The organism is Serratia sp. 14-2641 (genome assembly GCF_001692375.1).
GTDB lineage: Bacteria > Pseudomonadota > Gammaproteobacteria > Enterobacterales > Enterobacteriaceae > Chania > Chania fonticola_C.
In genome coordinates this window covers 133,188-153,075 of sequence record NZ_LXKR01000001.1, presented here as the reverse complement: position 1 = coordinate 153,075, position 19,888 = coordinate 133,188, and the positions used below count along the sequence as shown (strand labels likewise).

The window sequence follows — 19,888 nt, the reverse complement described above, 5'->3', positions numbered from 1 at the left end:
CGGCGTTGGCACCAGTAAATAACGTATTAATCTGCCAGCCTGCCAGTTAATCGTCGGCTAAAAACAGCGGCCCCATCGGTGGCCGGGGTAAGGCAAACGACTCTGGATAATCAACCGCGACCAGATACAGGCCTTCAGCCCGTGCGGTGGCAGCTGCCAGGCTGCGATCTTTGAGCGCCAACAGCTCGCCCATCCAGCTTTCATCCTGATTGCCACAACCAATCTCCATCAGGCTGCCAACAATGTTGCGCACCATATGATGGACAAAGGCGTTGGCCTTTATATCTACCACGATATATTCGCCATAGCGCGAAACCTTAACGTGTTTTACGTTTCGCCACGGCGTACGTGACTGGCATTGCACCGCCCGGAATGAGGTAAAGTCGTTTTCCCCCAACAAAGCCTGCGCGGCACGATGCATGCGATCGGCGTCCAGCGGATGATAAAAGTGCGTCACCCCCTGCTGCAAAACCGCCGGGCGATAGCGGTGATTATAAATAATGTAGCGATAACGCCGCGCGGTGGCGCTGAAGCGGGCATGAAAATCGCTGCTGACCTCTTTGACCCAGCGTACCGCGATATCCGGCGGCAAATGGCTATTCACCCCCATCGTCCAGGCGGCGTCTTTACGCTGTGCGGCGGTTTCGAAATGCACCACCTGACCGGTGGCATGCACTCCGGCATCGGTTCGCCCGGCGCAGAATACGCCAATCGGCGCATCCGCCACCTTGCTTAACGCTTTTTCGAGACAAGCCTGGACGCTGGTAACCTCTTGCTGACGCTGCCAGCCGTAATAACGGCTGCCGTCATACTCAATCCCCAGCGCAATTTTCAGCATTGGCTGGGTTGGCAACTCCACCTCGGACATCAGTACATCTGCTCCTGCAACAGCCGTTCAGCGGTTTCGATCGCCATCAACGCGCCGCCAAAGCGCACGTTATCGGCCACCGACCAGAACTGCAGCATCTCGGGGATACCATAATCATTGCGCAGACAGCCAATGCTCAGCATATCGCTGCCGGAGGCTTCGGTAACCTGAGTTGGATAATCGTCTTCTTCGCTCAGTTGGATATCTTCAGCTTGCTCCAGCTCGTGGCGAGCTTCTTCTGCCGCGATTGGGCGCAGCGCTTCCAGATGCACCACTTGTGCGTGGCCGTAGAAGACCGGCGACTGAACGCAGCTCACCGAAATCGGCAGCCCTTCATCCTGCAACACTTTACGCACCTGATCGACGATCAGACGCTCTTCGCGCACGCTGCCCTGCTCATCGGTCATCAATGGCAGCAGGTTAAACGCCAACTGCTTGGCAAACACGCCCGGCTCTGCGGGGATACCGTTCAGCAGACGCGCGCTCTGACCGGCCAGATCGTCCACCGCGACCTTACCGCGTGCCGATACCGACATCATGGTGGTGACGTGCAAGCGAGAAAGCCCGGCCTGCTCAGTCAGCGGCTTAATCGCCGTCAACAGTTGGCTCACCATGCTGTCGGCCACCGCCACGATATTGCGGTTGCGGTAATCCGCCAGCACCTGCGGGTTAACGCCAGGCACCACCAACGGCACGTCCGGCTCCAAGGCAAAATAGCCGCTGGTGTCGATCACCAGGCAGCCCATGTTGCCCGCATCATCAGCGTAACGGGCCGCAGCTTCGCTACCGGCAACAAAAAACGCCAGTTGCGCCTGCGACCAGTCGAATTCTTCTACGTTTTCCACTAGCAAGGATTTGCCGTTGAAACGCACCGTCGCACCAGCACTGCGCTCGCTGGCTAAAGGAAAGAGTTCACCCACCGGGAACTGGCGTTCCTGTAGCAATTCCAGCAACGCTTCACCTACTGCGCCAGTGGCACCGAGCACAGCGATATTCCAGCCGTCAGACATTGGGTTTCTCCAGAGTATTTGATTCAAATGCAAACGGGCGATGCAGTCACCGCCCGATAAACTTTACCGCCAATTGCCTTAAGGCAACCTTATGCTCGCCCTGTTACAGAACGCCGAAGCCCAGTTTGTGCAGCAGTTCCGCACTGGCGCTGTCATTACACTGCACCCGCAGTGAAGACCACTCTCGGCGTTCCTGATAATGCTTGCGTAGTCGATCGAACTCACCCGGCAGCCCGGCAACTTGCCGCAGCGGCGCATCATCGCGGCGCACATCATACACCAAGTGCATCAATCGTTTTAACTTGCCTTCGTCCAGCGGCCCATTGAGACGGATTTCGCTGAACTCTGGCACCGGCAGCAGCGAGGCCAGCTCAATAGCTTGCGGCTGCCCAAGATGCTGAGCAAAGGCTTCAAACACCTGCGTGGTGCCGCGCGCTTTACCTTCCAGCGTGTAACCGGCGATATGGGCGGTACCGATATCCACCCGATCCAGCAACGGCACGCTGAGATCCGGCTCCGGCTCCCACACGTCCAGTACCGTACTCAATCGCTTACCCCGCTCTAACACGTTAAGCAACGCGGCATTATGTACCACGGCACCCCGGCAGGCGTTGATCAGAATGCGATCGTCGGGCAAAGCATCCAGCAGATCCGCGTTGGCCAGATGCAGCGATTTATACGGGCCAGTCTTGTTCAACGGGGTATGGAACGTCAGCACGTCGGCCTCTGCCACCAGCTTTTCCAACGGCCAGAATTCGCCGCTGTCCCCACGATCGGCGCGTGGTGGATCGCACAACAGAGTACGCACGCCCAAGGCTTTCAGGCGAGCATCCAACCGAGAGCCAACGTTACCCACCCCCACGATCCCAACGGTTTTATCGCGCAAAGAGAAGCCATCGCGCTCCGCCAACAGCATTAATGACGAAAGCACATACTCCACCACCGCAATGGCATTACAACCAGGGGCAGCCGAGAAACCAATCCCTGCCTGCTGCAACCACGCCTCGTCCACATGGTCGGTCCCCGCCGTCGCGGTGCCAACAAAACCGATCTTGGTGCCAGCCAACAGCTCCTGATTCACTTTGGTCACCGAGCGAACCATCAAGGCGTCGGCTCCGGCCAGCGCATCGGTTGGGATCGGGCGGCCAGGCACGGCCTGTACTTCCCCCAAGCGGCTAAATAGATCCACCGCATAGGGCATATTTTCATCAACCAGTATCTTCACGTCACTCTCCGACGGGTATAGGTAAGCAGTAACTACAAAATAGTGTGCCACCGAATGGCTTGGAAACCCAAGCTTGTTATGCCCGGTGAAATAACGATGTTTTTCTTCTAAGCTTTATTGAGTTCTTTCCGATAATTATCACGCAAGGAGGCGAACCCTCGCGTTAGCGACCGGCTAACGGGCAGAAACAAATCGAAAATCAAGGGCGTTAACCATGAAAAAAGCGACACTTGTTCTGGCGATCGTTGCAACACTCACAGCCGTTGGTAGTGCCCAGGCTGAAAACGTGACTTCACAAGCATTGGCCACCTGGCCTGCGATAGCGGTGAAAGACTCCGCCAGCCAATTGGTCGTTACGCCCATTGGCAGCCTTTATTTCCAATATGCTGAGGGCGTCAAGCGCTTCAACAGCCAGCAAGGCGCGTTCGACGTGGCTCTCGAAGGCGAAGGAACCGCGATTAAACTGACCGCCAAACTGGTTTCCAATACCCTGACTCAGTTAGGCACTTCCGGTTCTACCCTGGAAGTGGGGGTTAAACACCACGGCGCTGCGATAACAAAAACCGCTCAAACCATCCTGATTGATACTTCTGCCGGTAGGTCAGGCGGTAACCTGAGTAAACTTGCCAACGCCGACAAGCAGCCTGGCCGCCAGGGTGCTCAAGACCACTTCGATTTCACTATCATCGGCGCGACGGCTGATGGCACGACCCCAGTGACCGACTTCAGCACCTTGCCAGCGGGTACCTGGAGTGGTGATGTGAACGTTCGGTTCGACGTAACCTGGGCCAGTTGATGTCGTGTTGGGATTGTCATGCCCGGCGGAAACGTTCTGGCGTGGTGCCGGCGATCTGCTGGAACATCACAATAAACGCGGAAGCCGAGCTGTAGCCCACATCCAGCGCCACATCCTGCACGGTTTTCCCCTGTTCGAGCAGTGAGAGCGCATGTAAAAAGCGCAGGCGCTGCCGCCACTCGCTAAACGACATGCCCAGTTCCTGCTGGCAACGGCGCGAAAGCGTCCGTTCAGTGGTATACACCTTGCTGGCCCACACCGCCAATGAGGTGTTATCCGCCGGGCAACGTTCCAACGCCTGTAACACTGGCCCCAAAAACTTGTCTTGCGAGGTCGGCAGATAGGTCTGTTGGACCGGGGAAATCCGCAGTTGGTCGATCAGCACCCGGCAAAGACGCAGATCCTCCTCGCTAGTGGGCTCCAGCATTTTGCGCCCCAGACAATCTTCAACAATGGCGCTGAACACCGGCGAGACGTTGATCAAACAGGCCTCTTCTGGCAATCCGGCGCACAAGGATTTGGCGATATTGATGGTGCGGAACAGTACCGGTTTGCGGTTATGGCTGGAATGTTCCATCCCCGGCGGCAACCAGACGGCAAACTCCGGCGGGGCCAAAAAGCGCTGCCCGGCAATATTCAGTGCGATCACCCCGGTTTTGACGCAAATCAGCTGCCCCCAGTCGTGGCTGTGCGGCAGATATTCAGTATCTGCATTGGTTTCTTCGCAGCGGAAAAACAGCGTGCGCGGAGCAGCAACGTCTGCGGTGGGATAATTACGGGTTTCGGCCATGATGAAGTTGTCTTGATTTCGCGAAATGCTGTCTGATTTTGACTATATATAATAAACCGGACACGGGTAGACTAGCCAGCATGTTATTCGTTGTTGAGAATTATTATCATGAACGTGCTCTTTCCCCTGCTGGCGGTGCTGATCTGGTCGATTAACGCCGTAGTCAGTAAAGTATCGGCAACCGCCATCGATCCGGCGGCCATCTCCTTCTATCGCTGGGCATTGGCGCTGATCGTGCTCACCCCTTTCGTGCTACCAGGAGCGATCCGCAATTGGCCAGCCATTCGCGCCAACTGGTGGAAACTAATGATCCTAGGCCTGCTGGGGATGGTGCTCTATCAAAGCCTGGCCTATTACGCCGCACATAGCGTCAGCGCGCTATTTATGGGCATCCTCAACTCCCTGATCCCACTGCTGACTGTGTTAATCGGCATCTTTGTCCTACGCGTTGCCCCCACCGTGGGTATCGCACTGGGTAGCATCCTGTCTCTGGGCGGGCTGGTGTGGCTGGTTAGCGCGGGGCAACCGGGTCTGCTGCTGCAACACGGCATCGGCAAAGGCGAGCTGATGATGTTCGCCGCTTCGGCCTCCTACGCCCTATACGGCGTGTTGACCAAACGCTGGGCGATCCCATTACCCAACTGGCAGTCGCTGTATGTGCAGATTGTGTTTGGCGTGGTACTGCTGTTGCCGAACTTCCTGATGGCACAGGATGTACAGCTTACCAGCCAGAACATCCCACTGGTGCTGTTTGCCGGTATCCCTGCTTCGATTGCCGCGCCGTTCCTGTGGATCCAAGGGGTGATGCGCCTGGGAGCGAATAAGGCGTCGATCTTTATGAACCTGGCACCGGTGTTCACCGCGATAATTGCGGTTCTGTTCCTGCATGAACAGTTGCATAGCTACCATCTGATTGGTGGCGGTGTCGCTCTGCTGGGGGTGATCCTGTCACAGCGCCTGCGCACGCCGTTAGGGCGTAGAAAAAGCAACGTAACACCGTAATCACCGGCCCCTCACCTTAACCCTCTCCCACAGGAGGACCGATCGAGTTCGCTTGAAAGTGCTGTGATCAATCATGGGCATTAGTTGACTCATCTGGGATGGAGGGGCGCTCAAATTTTGCTGAGATGATCTTCTTTCTCCCAACAGAATAAGGGCTAACAGCTCCCTCTCCCTGTGGGAGAGGGTTGGGGTGAGGGGGAAATACGCCCCCTTTCACCCCAACAGCTTAAAGCGTATCCGAACCAACAGACCGCCTAGCGCGTCAGAACTCAGCAGTTCCGGGCGGGTGCCGTGATAAGCGGTAATATCTTTAACCAATGCCAGTCCCAACCCAGCCCCAGGCTGATCGCCTACGTTATCCAAACGACGAAACGGTTGCAGCGCAGCGACCGTCTGATCCTGAGCAATGCCTGGCCCGCTGTCTTCTATCTCTAACAGTCCCTGCCCATCCACCATCAATAAACGGGCGGTCACAATCCCCTTGGCTGGCGTGTATTTCAGTGCGTTATCCAACAGGTTGGCGCAAAGCTCCGCCAACAGCAACGCCTCACCGCCCACCCAACACACTCCCGCTCCTTCGTAGCCAAGATCGATCTGCTTGCTGCGGGCCTGCGGCAGCCGCGAAAAACAGGCGTCACGTAACACCTGCGCTAGATTAACCGGCAGCAACTTACGCTCGGCCTGATGCTCGTGCGCCTTCAGCCGCGAGAGGTATAGCAAGCGATCGGTCAACGCGACGGTACTGTCCAGAGTGGCGCTCATCCCTTCCAGACTCTCACGCCATTGCTCGGGCCGTTCGCTGGCCAATGCCACTCCTACCTGGGTTTTCAAAACCGTGAGCGGCGTACGTAGCTGGTGGGAGGCATCGGCACTAAAACGTTCCTGACGCGCCACCATCAATCGCAGCCGCTCAATATAACGGTTGAATGCCAACAGCAGCGGCTGCATTTCCGACCAGGGCAACACCATCGGCAAAGGCGTCAGCTCCCCCGGTTCGCGCCGCAGCATCATGCTGGACAGCTTGCGCAACGGTTGCAGCAGCTTTTTCAACAGGATGTAAGCCAGAATGAGCGTCAATACCACCACTGTCCCCTGGCTGAGCAGCGCCGCCAGCAACATCTGCCGTGCCAGATAGCGCCGCGACTCCAGCGTTTCCGCCACCAGAATGGTCGCCATCCCCATAACCCCGCCCTCATTCACCGGCTGGAACAGCGCCGCCACGCGGATTGGCTGTCCGCGATAGTGCGCATCGTAAAAATGCACCAGAGCCGGATAGAGGTTGGAACGAGGAATATAGGGCGGCATCTTGGGCAAATCGTTATAGCCCGAAATATTCCGCCCCTCGGGGGATATCACCTGATAGTACAGCCGGTCGTTCATATTGCGCTCGAAGCTGTCCAGCACCACATAGGGCACATCCACCTCCAGGCGCTGATTGCGCACCACCAGCCTCTCCGCCACCGTGCGGGCCGACGCCAATAAGGTACGATCGTAGGCCAGCGTCGCCGCACTCATCGCGCTGAAATAGTGGGTGTAGATTGAGATCCCACCCAATGCCAGCAACGGCAAACCAAAGAACAGCAGCAACTGATAGAACAACGAACGCGGTGCTTTAAACCACCTCATCGCACAGCTCCAGGCTGTAGCCCAGACCCCGCAACGTCACGATCGCCACGTTGCTCCCCTGGAGTTTTTTACGTACGCGATGAACGTAAAGTTCGATGCTTTCGGGATTAGCTTCGTCAGAGAGCGTAAACACCTGCTCAAACAGTTGCTGCTTGGCGACCGGACGGCCACGGCGATGCATCAAGGTGGTCAGCACCGCCAGCTCACGGGGAGTTAACGACAGGGGTTTTTCTGCCAGCAAGAAGTAGCCCTCGTCGTGATAGGTCAGCAAACCGTATTGCAACGCCTGTTGCGTCACACCAACGCTGCGGCGCAGCAATGCCCGGATGCGAGCCTCTAATTCATCCAGTTCAAAGGGCTTGGTGAGGTAGTCGTCAGCCCCAAGATTCAGCCCTTTAACCCGATCGGCCACCTCGGTACGGGCCGTCAATAGCAATACTGGCAGAGTCTGCCCACGCTTACGCAGCCGCGCCAACAGATCCAGGCCATTGAGCCGGGGCAGTGCGACATCCAGTACCACCAACGCATAGCTCTCGTGCAATAACAGATGGTCTGCCGCCACGCCGTCTATCGCCACATCCACCGCAAACCCAAGGCCGGTAAGGGCTTTCTGCAACCAATGAGCCAGTTCGGGGTGATCTTCCACTAACAAGAGACGCATATCACATCCTGTAAACTTTCCCGGTCGCTGAAAGGTAAATGAAAGGTTTATGTTTTAACAATTTGGCAACCCCGTGTCAGCGGGGATTCTCACAAACTGAAACAAAACCGATGGGGAAACGTCATGAAAACAATAATTACCCGTACGCTTACCGCCACTGTTCTGCTGTTCGCGGCCAACCAGGCGTTCGCCGTGGAAGCGCCAAAACGCACCGAATGTATCGCCCCAGCCAAACCCGGCGGAGGCTTCGATCTCACCTGCAAACTGATTCAGGTCTCCTTGCAAGAAACCAAGGCTATCGATAAGCCGATGCGCGTCACCTATATGCCCGGCGGCGTGGGAGCCGTTGCCTATAACGCCATCGTTGCCCAGAGGCCAGCCGAATTTGGCACCGTGGTAGCGTTCTCTGGCGGTTCCCTGCTGAACCTGTCACAAGGCAAGTTTGGCCGCTACAACGTGGATGATGTTAAGTGGCTGGCGGCAGTGGGTACCGATTACGGCATGATCGCCGTACGTGCCGATTCGCCTTACAAGACGCTGAAAGACTTGATGACAGCCTTCCAAAAAGACCCGAACAGCGTGGTATTTGGTGCTGGAGCCTCCATTGGCAGCCAGGACTGGATGAAAACCGCCCTGCTGGCCCGTGAAGTTGGCGTAGATCCCCACAAGATGCGCTATGTGGCGTTTGAAGGGGGCGGCGAGCCGGTGACCGCGCTGCTGGGTAATCACATTCAGGCGGTCTCCGGCGATTTGAGCGAGATGGTGCCTTACCTGAAGGGAGATAAGCTTCGTGTGCTGGCGGTGTATGCCGAAGAGCGCCTGCCGGGAGAGCTGGCAAACGTCCCTACAGCCAAGGAGCAGGGGTTCAATCTGGTGTGGCCGATCATCCGCGGTTTCTACCTTGGTCCAAAGGTCAGCGAGGCCGAGTATCAATGGTGGATCGACACCTTCAAAACCATGACAGCAACCGAGGAGTTCAAACAACAGCGCGATCTACGCGGCCTGTTTGAATTCAACCTGACCGGCAAAGAATTGGATACCTACGTGAAAAATCAGGTTACCCAGTATCGTGAACAGGCCAAAGCGTTCGGGCTGGCCAAATAACCGGGGGGATTGGCATGAGCGATCGTATTTTTGCTGCTCTGTGGCTACTGCTGTGCGGCGGCGGCCTGTTTCTCGGTTGGGGCATCCAGAGCGAATACAGCTACGAACCTTTGGGGCCACGCCCCTTCCCTTTGGCCATCCTGAGCCTGATGGCCCTGTGTGCCGCCTTGCTGCTGTTGCGTCGGCCACAGTTAGTCGAGTGGCCACATAAAAACGTGCTGCAACGCCTGCTGGTGCTGGTAATCACACTGGTGCTGTACGCCTGGGGATTCGAGTGGCTCGGTTTCCCACTGGCAACGGCTCTGCTGACTTTCAGCATTGGCCTGCTGTTCCAGGCCAGCATCAAAGCCGCGTTGATTTCAGGTGCCGTAATGGGCGTTTCTCTGTTCTACGCCTTTGATTATTTACTGGATGTCACACTGCCACTCGGCGTTTGGCTGAGCTAACGGGAGCGATAATGGAAACCTGGATGTATTTATCACAAGGGTTCGAAGTGGCGTTGCTGCCCCAGAACCTGATGATTGCCCTGATCGGCTGCTTCGTGGGCACCATCGTCGGACTGTTGCCGGGCCTTGGCCCGATCAACGGCGTGGCGATCCTCTTACCACTGGCTTTCGCTTTGAAGCTGCCCGCCGAATCGGCCTTGATCCTGCTGGCCACCGTGTATATCGGCTGTGAATACGGGGGGAGGATCTCTTCGATCCTGCTCAACGTCCCGGGGGATGCTGCCGCAATCATGACCGCGCTGGATGGCTACCCTATGGCCCAACAGGGCCGTGCAGGAGTTGCCCTGTCGATCTCCGCTGTCAGCTCTTTCACCGGCTCGCTGGTCGCCATTATCGGCATTATTCTGTTCGCCCCGATGCTGGCCCGCTGGTCGCTGGCGTTTGGCCCGGCGGAATACTTTGCCCTGATGGTCTTTGCCATTGCCTGCCTTGGCAGCATGATGAGCCAGAATCCGTTGAAATCCCTGCTGGCGGCACTGATTGGTCTGGGGCTGGCCACTGTGGGGGTGGATGCCAATACCGGCGTATATCGTTTCACTTTCGACAGCGTGCACCTCTCCGACGGCATTCAGTTTATTGTGGTGGTGATCGGGCTGTTCTCGGTCAGCGAGATTTTGCTGATGCTGGAAAGCACCAGCACGGGCCAGAAGCTGATCCGCAAAACCGGCCGTATGCTGTTTAACCGTAAAGAGGCCGCCGAGTGCGTTGGCCCTACCCTGAGATCCTCCTTTGTCGGTTTCTTCGTCGGTATTCTGCCCGGTGCCGGAGCGACCATTGCCAGTGCGCTAACCTATATGACCGAGAAACGCATCAGCGGTAACAGTGAGTCATTCGGTAAAGGGGATATTCGTGGCGTCGCCGCGCCGGAGGCCGCCAATAACGCTTCCGCCTGCGGTTCGTTTATCCCGATGCTGACCCTGGGCGTACCGGGCTCAGGCACTACGGCGGTCATGATGGGCGCACTGACGCTGTATAACATCACCCCTGGCCCGGCAATGTTCACCGAACAGCCGGATATCGTTTGGGGGCTGATCGCCGCGCTGCTGATCGCCAACGTCATGCTGTTGATCATGAACATCCCGTTGATTGGCCTGTTCACCCGTATGCTGACCGTGCCTCTGTGGTTCCTGGTACCGGCGATCGCCGCCGTTTCCGCCGTTGGGGTCTATGCGGTGCACAGCACCACCTTCGATTTACTGCTAATGGTGGGGCTAGGCGTGTTTGGCTATATCCTGCGCAAAATGCACTTCCCGATGTCGCCGCTGATCCTGGGATTTGTGCTGGGGGAAATGCTGGAGCAAAACCTGCGCCGGGCGTTGTCTATTAGCAATGGGAACTTTGACATTCTGTGGAGCAGTGCCATCGCCCAATGCCTGTTGGTGCTGGCCGTCGTGGTGTTGGTGTTACCCCCACTGCTGCGCAAACTCCGCAAGCACCGCCGTATCACTGGGGAAGCGACGGAAGTCGAGTAACGCAAAAAGGGCGCTGCACATGCAGCGCCCCGATGTTGTGAGCCGGTTGAAAATCGGGCGGGTTAAACCGCCCGACTTATTATTGGCGTATAACCTCAACAGCTTGCTCCAACGCCGTAATATCATCGCTGGCCAACAAAGGCTGGATGTTGGCGAACGCCTCGGCGGGCAAATCGTAAATCTGCAACGCGAGTAAACGCTCGATTGTCTCCGCAGAGAACCGCCGTTTAATCATCCGGGCCGGATTACCGCCAACGATAGCGTAGGGCTCGACATCCGCAGTCACCACGCTACCGGCGGCAACTATCGCCCCTTCGCCAATCGTCACACCAGGCATCAGCATGGCCCGCATCCCGATCCAGCAGCCATCGCCAAGGCTGGTATCACCTTTAGGCAAATAAGACGCCTGGATGGTTTCCATAAAGGGATACAGGCTCAGCCAATCAATACGATGGGTATGATTGCCGCCCATCAGGATCACCGCTTCGGCACCAATACAGACATAATCGCCAATGTGCAGCCTGTCTAGTTGCCCCAGGGGCTCCCACTGCTGGCTGACCGCATCGCCATGCAAATAGCGCACCACGGAACGTTCAAAGCTGTCATCCCAGCAATGGCTGTAATAACTGTGGGTTCCCTTGATCAGGATATTGGGGTTGGTTACCGTCTGGTGGAGTAATTCTACTTGTGACCAGTGTTTCTCAGTCATGGCTTCTTCTCTTAATTTATTGCAAGAGCCACGGAACGTAATGTCAGTGGCAGCGTTTTCCGTTCATAAAACACTGCCCAATCAAGCGATAAGCGCTCGTTTTAACCTTGGATTAATGATCATTTTCTGTTTGCACCCTGTTGTTTCGCGGTCAATGGTAACAAACTGGCGCAGAAAACCAAGCCTACTTGGCTTTTCTGAGCATCAACACCCCGCCCATCACCAACGCGCTCCCCAGTAGCTGCAACTGGTTCATGTTTTCCCCCAACAGGAAATAGGCAATGACCGCGGTAAATACCAGCTCCAGCGACAGGATCAGGTTAGCCACCGCCAGCGGCAGGGTTTTCAGGCTGATATTATACAGGCCAAACCCCAGCAGCGTTGGCCCGGCGGCCAGCGTGAGCAGCAACAGCCAGCCGCTCCACTGAATGCCTTGAACGCCTTGGGACAGAAACCACAGGTCCCCCGCCATACCTTGAAATGCCGCCAAGGGGAAAAACGTCAGCAAGGTGTTGAACAACCACTGGTACACGGCGGAAAAACCGAATACGTACAGGATGGTATTCCACACCGGGTAGCGCCGCTCGCTGGCGATACGCCCGCCGAGGGTATACAAGGTATAACCAATGCCGGACAGCATGCCGACCATCAGCCCCAACAGATCAAACCGGCTGTTGCCCATGCTGTCGCCGTTGCTGACCAGGAAGCAGCCGCCCAGGCTGACCACAATCACCAACAACTCGCGCAGGCTGAGGCGTTCGTTGTACATCATCCAGCCCAGGAATACGGTAAAACCGACCGAGCAGTAGGTCAAAATAGTCGCCACCGAGGCACCATTGAGCGCTACCGACAACGTCCATAAGCTGTTAAACAGCGCCAACAGCAAACCGTAGCCAGCGTAGAACGACACCTGCTCACGGCGCAGATAGGCCCATTGCGGTTTGAACAGCAGCAATAACGGTAACAACACCAGGGCCACCAGGGCCGCACGCCAGAAGGCCAGCACAAACGTCGGTAGATGGTAATACTCGGTCAGCGCGCGGATGATGATGGCGGTGAAGGCCAGCAGCATTGCACTGATTATGGCGATCACGTAACCCTGGTTGGTTCCCCGCAGGATCCCACCACTGACCACAACTGGTTCTGCTACAACACCCGACGGTAACGACATAACACCCTCAAAATTCCACCGCTTAATCATCTGGTGCAGATTTTAACGCGGCCAGATTTTGCCACCATAGCCACTTTGCCACGATGTTATGCAGGCCACTTTTATCGGTGCCAAGCCTTGTTACTATGGGATATAGTGAAAATAGACTTATATGACCGGGCCAATTTCATGCATATTCCACTGGATCGTCAGCAGGATATTCCGCTGTATCTTCAGATCGAAGAAGCGCTGCGTCGCGCCATTCTTGGCGGCACCTTTGCCGATGGCGATAAATTGCCGTCAACGCGCAGCCTGGCCGCCGAGCTTTCGGTCAGCCGCCTGACGGTGGAAAGTGCCTACGCCGAACTGACGGCCAAAGGATTGTTACAACAGCGGCGTGGCAGCGGTGCCTATGTCCGCCACCTGCAACCGGCCCCCATGCAGCAACGGCCAGCATCCAGCGAGCTATTCCCTGCGGATCGTTTCACCACCACGACATCGCGTCTGGACGGTTATCCAGATATTCCTTTGCCGGAGCACATCGTCAACTTTGCCGCAGGCGTCGGTAGCCCCAAGGTGTTCCCGCTTGAGGCGTTTCGCAAGATCCTGCTGTCGATCCTCAGCCGTCATGCAGAAGAGGCCTTCAGCTATGGCGATTATTGTGGTTACTATCCGCTGCGTGACACGCTGAGCCGGATCCTGACCGCGCAAGGTATCCCCACCCGGGCCGAACAGGTGCTGATCACCAACGGCTCGCAACACGCCATCAGCCTGATTTTCCAGACGCTATTACGCCCAGGGGATACGGTGATTGTCGAGGAACCTACCTATGCAGAAGCTCTGGGATTGCTGCGCCTGCATCAGATCAACATTGTCCCAGTGCCCAGCGATCGTCATGGCATGTGCGTTGAGCAATTACCGGAACTGATCGCCCGGCATCAGCCCAAAATGATCTACACCATCCCCAATTTCAATAACCCCACCGGGCGCTGTATGAGCGAAGCCCGCCGCAGCCGCTTGCTGGCGTTGGCCCAGCAGGCCGGGATAGTGATCCTGGAAGACGATTTTGTTGGCGATCTACGTTACAACGGTAAAAGCCTGCCGTCACTGCGCGCCATGGCTCCCGCTGGCACGGTGATTTATGTCAGTACCTTCTCCAAAATGCTGCTGCCCAGTATGCGCATCGGTTATCTGGTGGCGGACAGCGAACAGTATCTGCAATTCTCGCGGCTCAAGCACGTCGACAGCTTTACCAGCTCTAACCTGATCCAGCGCGCACTGGACGCCTTTGTCACCGTTGGCAGCTACGACAAGCAGTTGCGCCGGGCGGGAAGGATATACCGCCAGCACCGTGATGCTATGGTGGCTGCATTAAGCGAGCACCTGCCACCGGGCTGTCGGTTTGAAATTCCAGCGGGAGGGCTGTTTATCTGGCTGGAACTGCCACCTGCCGTAAGCACCACAACGTTGATGCCAATAGCCTGGCAACAGGGGGTCACCTTTGCCCGTGGCGAATGCTTTTATGTTGAGGAACAGCACGGCGCACATGGCCTGCGATTGAATTTTGCCGCCAATACGCCGGAGCTGATTACCGAAGGGATCGCCCGGCTTTGCCGGGCGATTGTTGAGGTTATGGGGAATTAAACGCTGGCCCACCAGAGCCGCAGTTTCATACCCCAATAGCTGGTCCAGCCGGTGGTGCTCTGCACTACCTTGCCTTGAGAGATCACCACGATGGTCGGCGTTACGCCAATCTGCCACTGCGCCGATAGCTTGCCCTGCTCATCGTTAACCACCGGCAGTTGCAACTTTTTAGCCGCCAACCACTGTTCAACCTGCTGGTCATTGCCCGAACGCAACGCCACGGTCATCACGTTACCGCCGTTTGCCACCAGCTTGGCCACGTAAGGCGTGGTAAAGCGGCAAACCCCGCACCAACTGGCCCAGAAATAGACCAACAAAGGTTTATCCTGGCTGAGTTGCGCCAATGACACCGGCTCTCCGTCCAAGGTTTCCAACATGTGTTGGTCAAAGGTCAAGGGAGCCTGCGGGGCCCGCCACCAGTCCATGGCGAACGTCACGCCCAGCACGAGCAACAGCAAAATCAGCAGTTCGCGCGTCCAGCGCCGCAACCTAGCCATTTTTTACCTTCGCCAATTGCTGCTTCACTAACGCTTCCAGATCCTCATAAGACACCGCGCCCGGCAGCATCTGATCGCCAATCAGGGTGGCAGGCGTTCCCTGCACGCCAAACTGTTCCGCCAACTGCATATTGGTGCGCAGCGAGGTCATACTCTGCTCGCTGGGGGCAACCGGCTTAACGCCAGTTTTCTCTTGCGCTGCGGCGATGCTGGCATTGTCATGAAAGCCTTTTTTCGCCATCAGGCGCTGATGCAACGACCAGAACTGTTCAGGATGCTGCTCCCAAGCCGTCAACGCCACTCGTGATGAGGCGATCGAGCTTTCCCCTTTGAACGGCAGCAGTTTCACCACCAGCGCCACATCGGGATATTTGTTGACGATCTTCTCCAACATCGGATCAAACTGCTTACAGTACGGGCAGTTGTAATCGGTGAAAGCCACCAGCGTCAGCTTGGCATTCTTGGGCCCCAATCTTGGGCTGGCAGGATCGTCGAACAGGATTTTGCTATTTTGCTCAATCGCCTGGCCGAGTTGCTGGCCGTTGGTTTGCTGCTGCCAGGCGTTAACCGCTTCCGCCAGAATATCCGGGTTAGAGACCAGCGTTTCGCGGATCAGCTCTTTGATCCGCACTTCCTGCTCGGCGGTGAAAGGTGCCGCAGCCCAGACCGGGGTGACAATCAGCAGCAGTAACATCAGGAACTTGTTCATTATTGGTTTCCTTTGGCAGTAGACAGGGCTTGCAGAACGGCTTCGCGGGTGAGCAGCGGTGACAGCACTTCGCCGTCTGGCGAGCCGGGGCCATAGATTTGGTTAAAGGGAACGGCAACGCTGCCGCGCTGTTGCAGGAAGGTCGAGATGCTTTCAGACGGGCGGCTCCAATCACCGCGCAACGCCACCACATCCTCGGCGCTGAGTGCTTTTTGCACCTCGTCGCGCAGCAATACGTTGTATTTATTAGCCTTGCAGGTTACGCACCAGTCGGCAGTCACGTCGACAAACACCCGCTTGTTGTCGGCCAACGCCTGCACAATCGCCTGCTCAGAAAGCGGTTGCCAGGCGATGTTGTCGTGTAACGGCTGTCGCCATTGGCTGGCCGTCAACGATCCCACCAGCAATGCCAAACCGCCTACCACCAGGACGCTTGCCGCCGCGATCCCCGCTGACCGGGCACCTAACCGTTGCCACACCGCCAGCAATAAACCGAGCAGCAAGATGGCACCGACAATCAGAGTCGGTCTCACGCCGATATGGTTGGTCATCAGGCTAAGCAGCCAGAGCGAAGACACCAGCATCAGTAGACCTAGTACCAGCCTCATCCCATTCATCCAGCGGCCAGGGCGCGGCAGGCGTAACGCCAAGGTAGGCCATGCGGCAATCAGCAACCAGGGCAGGCTCATACCAATTCCCAAAGCCACAAACATACCCCAAAGCACCGGCAACGGGGCCGCCAATGCAAAGGCGACTGCCGTTCCCAGGAAAGGTGCCGAGCAAGGCGTTGCCAGCAGCGTGGCAAACGCTCCTTGCCAGAAATGACCGCTCAAGCCACGCCCGTTATGAGTGGCCAGCTTGGTATTCAACGAGGAAGAGAGTTGCAGGTGGAACAGGCCGAACAAATTGGCGCTGAACAGCAGCGTCACCAGCACCATAAAACCGATAAACCACGGGTTTTGGAATTGGATCCCCCAGCCCAGCGCGTGATTGCTCAGGCGCAGCAGCGTCATCAACAAGGCCAGCGCCATGAAGGACACCACGATCCCCAAGGAAGAGGCCAGAAATTGCCAACGCACGCTACGCCGATCGCGCTGTTCAACCTGCAAGATGGAGCCTAGCTTCATCCCCAGTACCGGCAGCACACAAGGCATCAGGTTAAGAATGAAACCGCCCGCTAACGCCATCAACACCGCTTGCCACAAGGGGAAAGCTGCGGTGGAGGGTAAAACAAGCGGCCCGCCAATGGTCAGCGTAGCCTCCTGAGCGATCCCACCATCGCTGATAACCAGCCGCAACTGTTTACCGCGCAGATCCGGAGCTGCATCTCCCCAACCATCACTTACGGGAACTCGCGCTTGCAGGCTCTCGCCATCACTGCTGACCGTTGGCTTGCCCAAATCGGTCTCCGCCACCGTATCAAAGAACAGCTCAGGCTGCTGCCAACCCGCAGTGCGTTCAGCGCTAATCTGCAACTCACCGTTGCGATAACCGGCACGCAGGCTGTCCACCAGCCCGCTGGCAATCGGCACCTGCCCCATCGCCTGAGCAAAGTCGTGATTGAACTTTGGATCAGCCGGAGCGGTGAGATCCAGTTTGAACGGATAATCGGTCAAGATGCAGACATTGCTGCAGGTGGATAAGGTAAGCCTTCCCGCCAGTTGCTGTGGCACAGCCCCCTTTAACACGATGGGCAGAGTTACCTGCTGCTGATAGCCCTGCGTCGAGATCCCTGCCACGTCAAAGCGCTGCGGCGTTGGCCAGAACCAGGTTGCCGGTGGTGGGTTGCCCTGCCAGGTGATTGCTGGCGCAATGCCCCCTTCCCCTGGTGAGCGCCAGTAGGTTTTCCATCCTTTTTCTAGCTCGACAGCAAGCAGCACACGGGTTTCATCCCCGTTGCTGGTGTCGGCACGCAGCCTGACTTGCGCATGATCGTTCTGCGGGCTTTGCAGCCAGCCGCTATCCGCTGCCTGTGTCGCAGGTAGCCAAAGCACTAACAGGCAAGCCAACGCCAGCCTGATGATATTCCACATAGTTGTTCTCCATAAATAAATTAGTCACTCGGTTTGGCGAGGGATTAACTCATTCACGGAACACGCATAATCGCAGATGGACCCTGAGGGTGGTGGGGGAAATAACGCGTACGGGAGGGTACGGCAGGCGTGGAGCGATGATAGGAGCCAGCAGGACCAGCAACATCCCCAGGCCAAACAGCACGTTTTCAAACATCACCGGTGCAGAGGCCAACAACGACTTGGCACTCAGCTCACAGGGAGTCGTGGTGGTGGCCTCTTCATCACCGCTGGCCGAGGATTGGCTAACGCTGACAGTGGGCAGGCCGAGGGCCAGTTGCAAGGTATGCAAGCCCGCCATGCGCTGGGTGAGGCACGTCAGTACCACCAGGCAAGCCAGGGTTAAAAAACATTTTGCAATCCGCTGCCGATTTATCATCACGCCCTCAATGCCGTATCTGCGCCTATCTTAGCGGCGCAAATAGGATAAGCAACGATTGGCCTGTAAAGAAATGTCTGGCGGCGGTATTGATGGCACGAAATTACAGGTATCATAAGCGATTAAGCCTGTGCTTTTCGCCGGGTATGTCGACTTTATACACTGCGAAGGACTGGTGATATGCAACCATTAAGTGGACCTGGCGCTCCTGGCGCAGCCGATCACCCTCCGACCGCAGGCAAAAAACCCCCTGCCGACGATCAACCGCTCTCCCCGGCCCAACGCACCCAGTTGGAAAAACTGATCGTCAAGATCATGGCCCTCAGCCCGGCCAAATCCGCCGAGATCTGGGCCACGCTGCGTCATGAATTAGGGGCGGACAACCACAGCGAACTGTTGGCGCGCCATTTCCAACCGGCAGAGCAGCTACTGCAAAACCGCCTTGCCGTGGCACAACAGAGCCATGCCAGCCGCCAACTGCTGCAACAGCTCACCGAACTGTTGCCACAAGGCAATAACCGCCAGGCGGTCAGCGACTTTATCCGCCAGCAGTTTGGGCATACGGTGTTAAGCCAGTTGAGCCACCCACAGCTCCAGCAAGTGTTGAATCTGCTGCAAACCGGCGAACTGACAATCCCTCACCCGCAACAAACGGCCACCAGCGATCGTTCGCTGCTGCCTGCGGAACATCAGCACTTGCAGCTGCAGGTCACCAAGCTCAGCGCGGCCACCGGTGAGACAACGGCCAAACTCTGGCAGGCACTGTTCGATCTGGTCGGGGTAAAAATCAACGATCCGTTGCCCGCACGCCACTTCCAACTGCTCAGTCAGTTCATGCAGGTGAAATTGGCGCTCAGCCCACAAACGGCGCCGACGCTGCAAAACCTGCTGGCGGTATTGAAACAGCCAGCAGACCAGCAGGAGCAGCAACAGCTCAATGACTATTGCCAGAGCCGCTTTAACGGCAACCTGAATACGCCGTTGACCCACGCGCAGCTAAACGACGTGATCCAGCAGTTGTTTACCCGCCGTCTGGACAAGGCTGGCCACGCTCCGTCGTTACACAGTGACGTTCAACAGCCGCAACCATTGCTTAACCCGCTAATCGCCGCCCTGCCGCAGCCTTTACAGTCGGTGTTCAGTAAGCCTTTGGCGCTGGTTGTCGGCGTTATCGTATTGGCATTGGTCGTTTGGGCGCTGTTTTAACAGCCGCACTCCGGCGCTTTATCCCGCCCCTGCATTGTCCCCTGCTCAACACCGATGGCCACCGGATGGCCATCGCGTAGCCAGAAATCCAGCCCGCCAATCAGCTCTTTGACCCGAAAACCGAGCTTGGCCAACTTGTATGCCCCCTGGGTGGAACCGTTACAGCCGATACCGTCGCAGTAGGTGACATAGACCTTGTCACGATCGAGAGATGAGGTGCTGCTTTCATCCATTAAGCGGTGGGGAAAGCTCAGCGCTCCAGGAATATGCCCGGCGGAGTAAAGCACGCTGGCACGGGTATCGATCACCACAATCTCGCTGACGCCATTGCGCAAATCTTCCGCCACATCCGCCGAGTCGGCGTAAAAGCTGAGCTTAGCCGCCAGATAATCCAGGCTTTGTGCTACCGCTGTCGGGGGAAAAGCCAATACCAGTGAAGAGACGTTCATAGTGCAACTCCAG

The 19,888-nt window shown here is 56.9% G+C and carries 20 protein-coding genes; 7 read left to right on the top strand and 13 right to left on the bottom strand.

Annotated elements, in window-relative coordinates:
• Positions 1 to 46: 46 nt before the first annotated feature.
• From truA to pdxB, 3 genes are all read right to left on the bottom strand, one after another.
• Complete coding sequence (truA, locus tag A6U95_RS00720; RefSeq protein WP_065683075.1) at positions 47 to 868, bottom strand: tRNA pseudouridine(38-40) synthase TruA; 822 nt, start codon at positions 866 to 868, stop codon at positions 47 to 49.
• Positions 868 to 1,878: an aspartate-semialdehyde dehydrogenase gene (locus A6U95_RS00715; protein ID WP_065683074.1), complete on the bottom strand. Its 1,011-nt coding sequence runs from the start codon at positions 1,876 to 1,878 to the stop codon at positions 868 to 870. Before A6U95_RS00715 ends, truA begins: the two co-directional genes overlap by 1 nt.
• A gap of 103 nt (positions 1,879 to 1,981) precedes the next feature.
• Positions 1,982 to 3,103, bottom strand: coding sequence for a 4-phosphoerythronate dehydrogenase PdxB (gene pdxB, locus A6U95_RS00710; protein WP_065683073.1), 1,122 nt, complete (start codon positions 3,101 to 3,103; stop codon positions 1,982 to 1,984).
• A 214-nt stretch (positions 3,104 to 3,317) separates the two neighbouring features.
• On the opposite strand from pdxB, the gene A6U95_RS00705 reads away from it, so the two are divergent.
• Complete coding sequence (locus A6U95_RS00705; RefSeq protein WP_065683072.1) at positions 3,318 to 3,899, top strand: common pilus major fimbrillin subunit EcpA; 582 nt, start codon at positions 3,318 to 3,320, stop codon at positions 3,897 to 3,899.
• A 16-nt stretch (positions 3,900 to 3,915) separates the two neighbouring features.
• Here the strand turns inward: A6U95_RS00705 and A6U95_RS00700 are convergent, their stop codons facing one another.
• On the bottom strand, positions 3,916 to 4,689 hold the full coding sequence (locus A6U95_RS00700; RefSeq protein WP_024485605.1) for a helix-turn-helix transcriptional regulator: 774 nt from the start codon (positions 4,687 to 4,689) through the stop codon (positions 3,916 to 3,918).
• A 108-nt stretch (positions 4,690 to 4,797) separates the two neighbouring features.
• On the opposite strand from A6U95_RS00700, the gene A6U95_RS00695 reads away from it, so the two are divergent.
• Positions 4,798 to 5,691 (top strand): DMT family transporter, encoded by an 894-nt coding sequence (locus tag A6U95_RS00695; RefSeq protein WP_065683071.1) that lies wholly within the window; start codon positions 4,798 to 4,800, stop codon positions 5,689 to 5,691.
• Between the two features lie 213 nt (positions 5,692 to 5,904).
• Here the strand turns inward: A6U95_RS00695 and A6U95_RS00690 are convergent, their stop codons facing one another.
• Together A6U95_RS00690 and tctD are read right to left on the bottom strand one after the other, a co-directional pair.
• Positions 5,905 to 7,317, bottom strand: a complete 1,413-nt coding sequence (locus A6U95_RS00690) for a sensor histidine kinase (RefSeq protein ID WP_024530653.1) — start codon at positions 7,315 to 7,317, stop codon at positions 5,905 to 5,907.
• Positions 7,304 to 7,978, bottom strand: a complete 675-nt coding sequence (gene tctD, locus A6U95_RS00685; protein ID WP_024530652.1) for a transcriptional regulator TctD — start codon at positions 7,976 to 7,978, stop codon at positions 7,304 to 7,306. The genes A6U95_RS00690 and tctD overlap by 14 nt, the downstream gene beginning before the upstream one ends.
• Before the next feature lie 123 nt (positions 7,979 to 8,101).
• On the opposite strand from tctD, the gene A6U95_RS00680 reads away from it, so the two are divergent.
• Genes A6U95_RS00680 through A6U95_RS00670 form a run of 3 tightly spaced genes read left to right on the top strand, consistent with a single transcriptional unit; the run spans position 8,102 to position 11,060 of the window.
• Positions 8,102 to 9,082, top strand: coding sequence for a tripartite tricarboxylate transporter substrate binding protein (locus A6U95_RS00680; RefSeq protein ID WP_021178586.1), 981 nt, complete (start codon positions 8,102 to 8,104; stop codon positions 9,080 to 9,082).
• Positions 9,083 to 9,096: 14 nt separating this feature from the next.
• Positions 9,097 to 9,528, top strand: a complete 432-nt coding sequence (locus A6U95_RS00675) for a tripartite tricarboxylate transporter TctB family protein (protein WP_065683070.1) — start codon at positions 9,097 to 9,099, stop codon at positions 9,526 to 9,528.
• Positions 9,529 to 9,539: 11 nt separating this feature from the next.
• Positions 9,540 to 11,060, top strand: a complete 1,521-nt coding sequence (locus A6U95_RS00670; RefSeq protein WP_065683069.1) for a tripartite tricarboxylate transporter permease — start codon at positions 9,540 to 9,542, stop codon at positions 11,058 to 11,060.
• Between the two features lie 79 nt (positions 11,061 to 11,139).
• Here the strand turns inward: A6U95_RS00670 and A6U95_RS00665 are convergent, their stop codons facing one another.
• The gene (locus tag A6U95_RS00665; protein ID WP_065683068.1) at positions 11,140 to 11,769 is read right to left on the bottom strand and encodes a CatB-related O-acetyltransferase; all 630 of its coding nucleotides are present in this window, start codon (positions 11,767 to 11,769) and stop codon (positions 11,140 to 11,142) included.
• 184 nt (positions 11,770 to 11,953) lie between these two features.
• Positions 11,954 to 12,940 (bottom strand): DMT family transporter, encoded by a 987-nt coding sequence (locus tag A6U95_RS00660; protein WP_065683067.1) that lies wholly within the window; start codon positions 12,938 to 12,940, stop codon positions 11,954 to 11,956.
• A 168-nt stretch (positions 12,941 to 13,108) separates the two neighbouring features.
• On the opposite strand from A6U95_RS00660, the gene A6U95_RS00655 reads away from it, so the two are divergent.
• On the top strand, positions 13,109 to 14,563 hold the full coding sequence (locus A6U95_RS00655; protein WP_065683066.1) for a PLP-dependent aminotransferase family protein: 1,455 nt from the start codon (positions 13,109 to 13,111) through the stop codon (positions 14,561 to 14,563).
• Here A6U95_RS00655 and A6U95_RS00650 read toward each other — a convergent pair.
• Genes A6U95_RS00650 through A6U95_RS00635 form a run of 4 tightly spaced genes read right to left on the bottom strand, consistent with a single transcriptional unit; the run spans position 14,560 to position 18,220 of the window.
• The gene (locus A6U95_RS00650) at positions 14,560 to 15,060 is read right to left on the bottom strand and encodes a protein disulfide oxidoreductase (protein ID WP_065683065.1); all 501 of its coding nucleotides are present in this window, start codon (positions 15,058 to 15,060) and stop codon (positions 14,560 to 14,562) included. The two genes, A6U95_RS00655 and A6U95_RS00650, sit on opposite strands and share 4 nt — an antisense overlap.
• Complete coding sequence (locus A6U95_RS00645) at positions 15,053 to 15,769, bottom strand: DsbA family protein (protein ID WP_065683064.1); 717 nt, start codon at positions 15,767 to 15,769, stop codon at positions 15,053 to 15,055. Before A6U95_RS00645 ends, A6U95_RS00650 begins: the two co-directional genes overlap by 8 nt.
• Complete coding sequence (locus tag A6U95_RS00640) at positions 15,769 to 17,802, bottom strand: protein-disulfide reductase DsbD domain-containing protein (protein ID WP_065683063.1); 2,034 nt, start codon at positions 17,800 to 17,802, stop codon at positions 15,769 to 15,771. The genes A6U95_RS00645 and A6U95_RS00640 overlap by 1 nt, the downstream gene beginning before the upstream one ends.
• A gap of 49 nt (positions 17,803 to 17,851) precedes the next feature.
• The gene (locus tag A6U95_RS00635) at positions 17,852 to 18,220 is read right to left on the bottom strand and encodes a copper resistance protein (RefSeq protein ID WP_065683062.1); all 369 of its coding nucleotides are present in this window, start codon (positions 18,218 to 18,220) and stop codon (positions 17,852 to 17,854) included.
• Between the two features lie 180 nt (positions 18,221 to 18,400).
• On the opposite strand from A6U95_RS00635, the gene flk reads away from it, so the two are divergent.
• Positions 18,401 to 19,426: a flagella biosynthesis regulator Flk gene (gene flk / locus A6U95_RS00630; RefSeq protein ID WP_065683061.1), complete on the top strand. Its 1,026-nt coding sequence runs from the start codon at positions 18,401 to 18,403 to the stop codon at positions 19,424 to 19,426.
• Here flk and A6U95_RS00625 read toward each other — a convergent pair.
• On the bottom strand, positions 19,423 to 19,875 hold the full coding sequence (locus A6U95_RS00625) for a rhodanese-like domain-containing protein (RefSeq protein ID WP_065683060.1): 453 nt from the start codon (positions 19,873 to 19,875) through the stop codon (positions 19,423 to 19,425). The two genes, flk and A6U95_RS00625, sit on opposite strands and share 4 nt — an antisense overlap.
• Between the last annotated feature and the right edge of the window lie 13 nt (positions 19,876 to 19,888).

Coding starts and splice junctions, on each gene's coding strand:
- truA (WP_065683075.1), bottom strand. CDS start 868: ATGTCCGAGGTGGAGTTGCCAACCCAGCCAATGCTGAAAATTGCGCTG.
- A6U95_RS00715 (WP_065683074.1), bottom strand. CDS start 1,878: ATGTCTGACGGCTGGAATATCGCTGTGCTCGGTGCCACTGGCGCAGTA.
- A6U95_RS00705 (WP_065683072.1), top strand. CDS start 3,318: ATGAAAAAAGCGACACTTGTTCTGGCGATCGTTGCAACACTCACAGCC.
- A6U95_RS00700 (WP_024485605.1), bottom strand. CDS start 4,689: ATGGCCGAAACCCGTAATTATCCCACCGCAGACGTTGCTGCTCCGCGC.
- A6U95_RS00695 (WP_065683071.1), top strand. CDS start 4,798: ATGAACGTGCTCTTTCCCCTGCTGGCGGTGCTGATCTGGTCGATTAAC.
- A6U95_RS00690 (WP_024530653.1), bottom strand. CDS start 7,317: ATGAGGTGGTTTAAAGCACCGCGTTCGTTGTTCTATCAGTTGCTGCTG.
- tctD (WP_024530652.1), bottom strand. CDS start 7,978: ATGCGTCTCTTGTTAGTGGAAGATCACCCCGAACTGGCTCATTGGTTG.
- A6U95_RS00680 (WP_021178586.1), top strand. CDS start 8,102: ATGAAAACAATAATTACCCGTACGCTTACCGCCACTGTTCTGCTGTTC.
- A6U95_RS00675 (WP_065683070.1), top strand. CDS start 9,097: ATGAGCGATCGTATTTTTGCTGCTCTGTGGCTACTGCTGTGCGGCGGC.
- A6U95_RS00670 (WP_065683069.1), top strand. CDS start 9,540: ATGGAAACCTGGATGTATTTATCACAAGGGTTCGAAGTGGCGTTGCTG.
- A6U95_RS00665 (WP_065683068.1), bottom strand. CDS start 11,769: ATGACTGAGAAACACTGGTCACAAGTAGAATTACTCCACCAGACGGTA.
- A6U95_RS00660 (WP_065683067.1), bottom strand. CDS start 12,940: ATGTCGTTACCGTCGGGTGTTGTAGCAGAACCAGTTGTGGTCAGTGGT.
- A6U95_RS00655 (WP_065683066.1), top strand. CDS start 13,109: ATGCATATTCCACTGGATCGTCAGCAGGATATTCCGCTGTATCTTCAG.
- A6U95_RS00650 (WP_065683065.1), bottom strand. CDS start 15,060: ATGGCTAGGTTGCGGCGCTGGACGCGCGAACTGCTGATTTTGCTGTTG.
- A6U95_RS00645 (WP_065683064.1), bottom strand. CDS start 15,769: ATGAACAAGTTCCTGATGTTACTGCTGCTGATTGTCACCCCGGTCTGG.
- A6U95_RS00640 (WP_065683063.1), bottom strand. CDS start 17,802: ATGTGGAATATCATCAGGCTGGCGTTGGCTTGCCTGTTAGTGCTTTGG.
- A6U95_RS00635 (WP_065683062.1), bottom strand. CDS start 18,220: ATGATAAATCGGCAGCGGATTGCAAAATGTTTTTTAACCCTGGCTTGC.
- flk (WP_065683061.1), top strand. CDS start 18,401: ATGCAACCATTAAGTGGACCTGGCGCTCCTGGCGCAGCCGATCACCCT.
- A6U95_RS00625 (WP_065683060.1), bottom strand. CDS start 19,875: ATGAACGTCTCTTCACTGGTATTGGCTTTTCCCCCGACAGCGGTAGCA.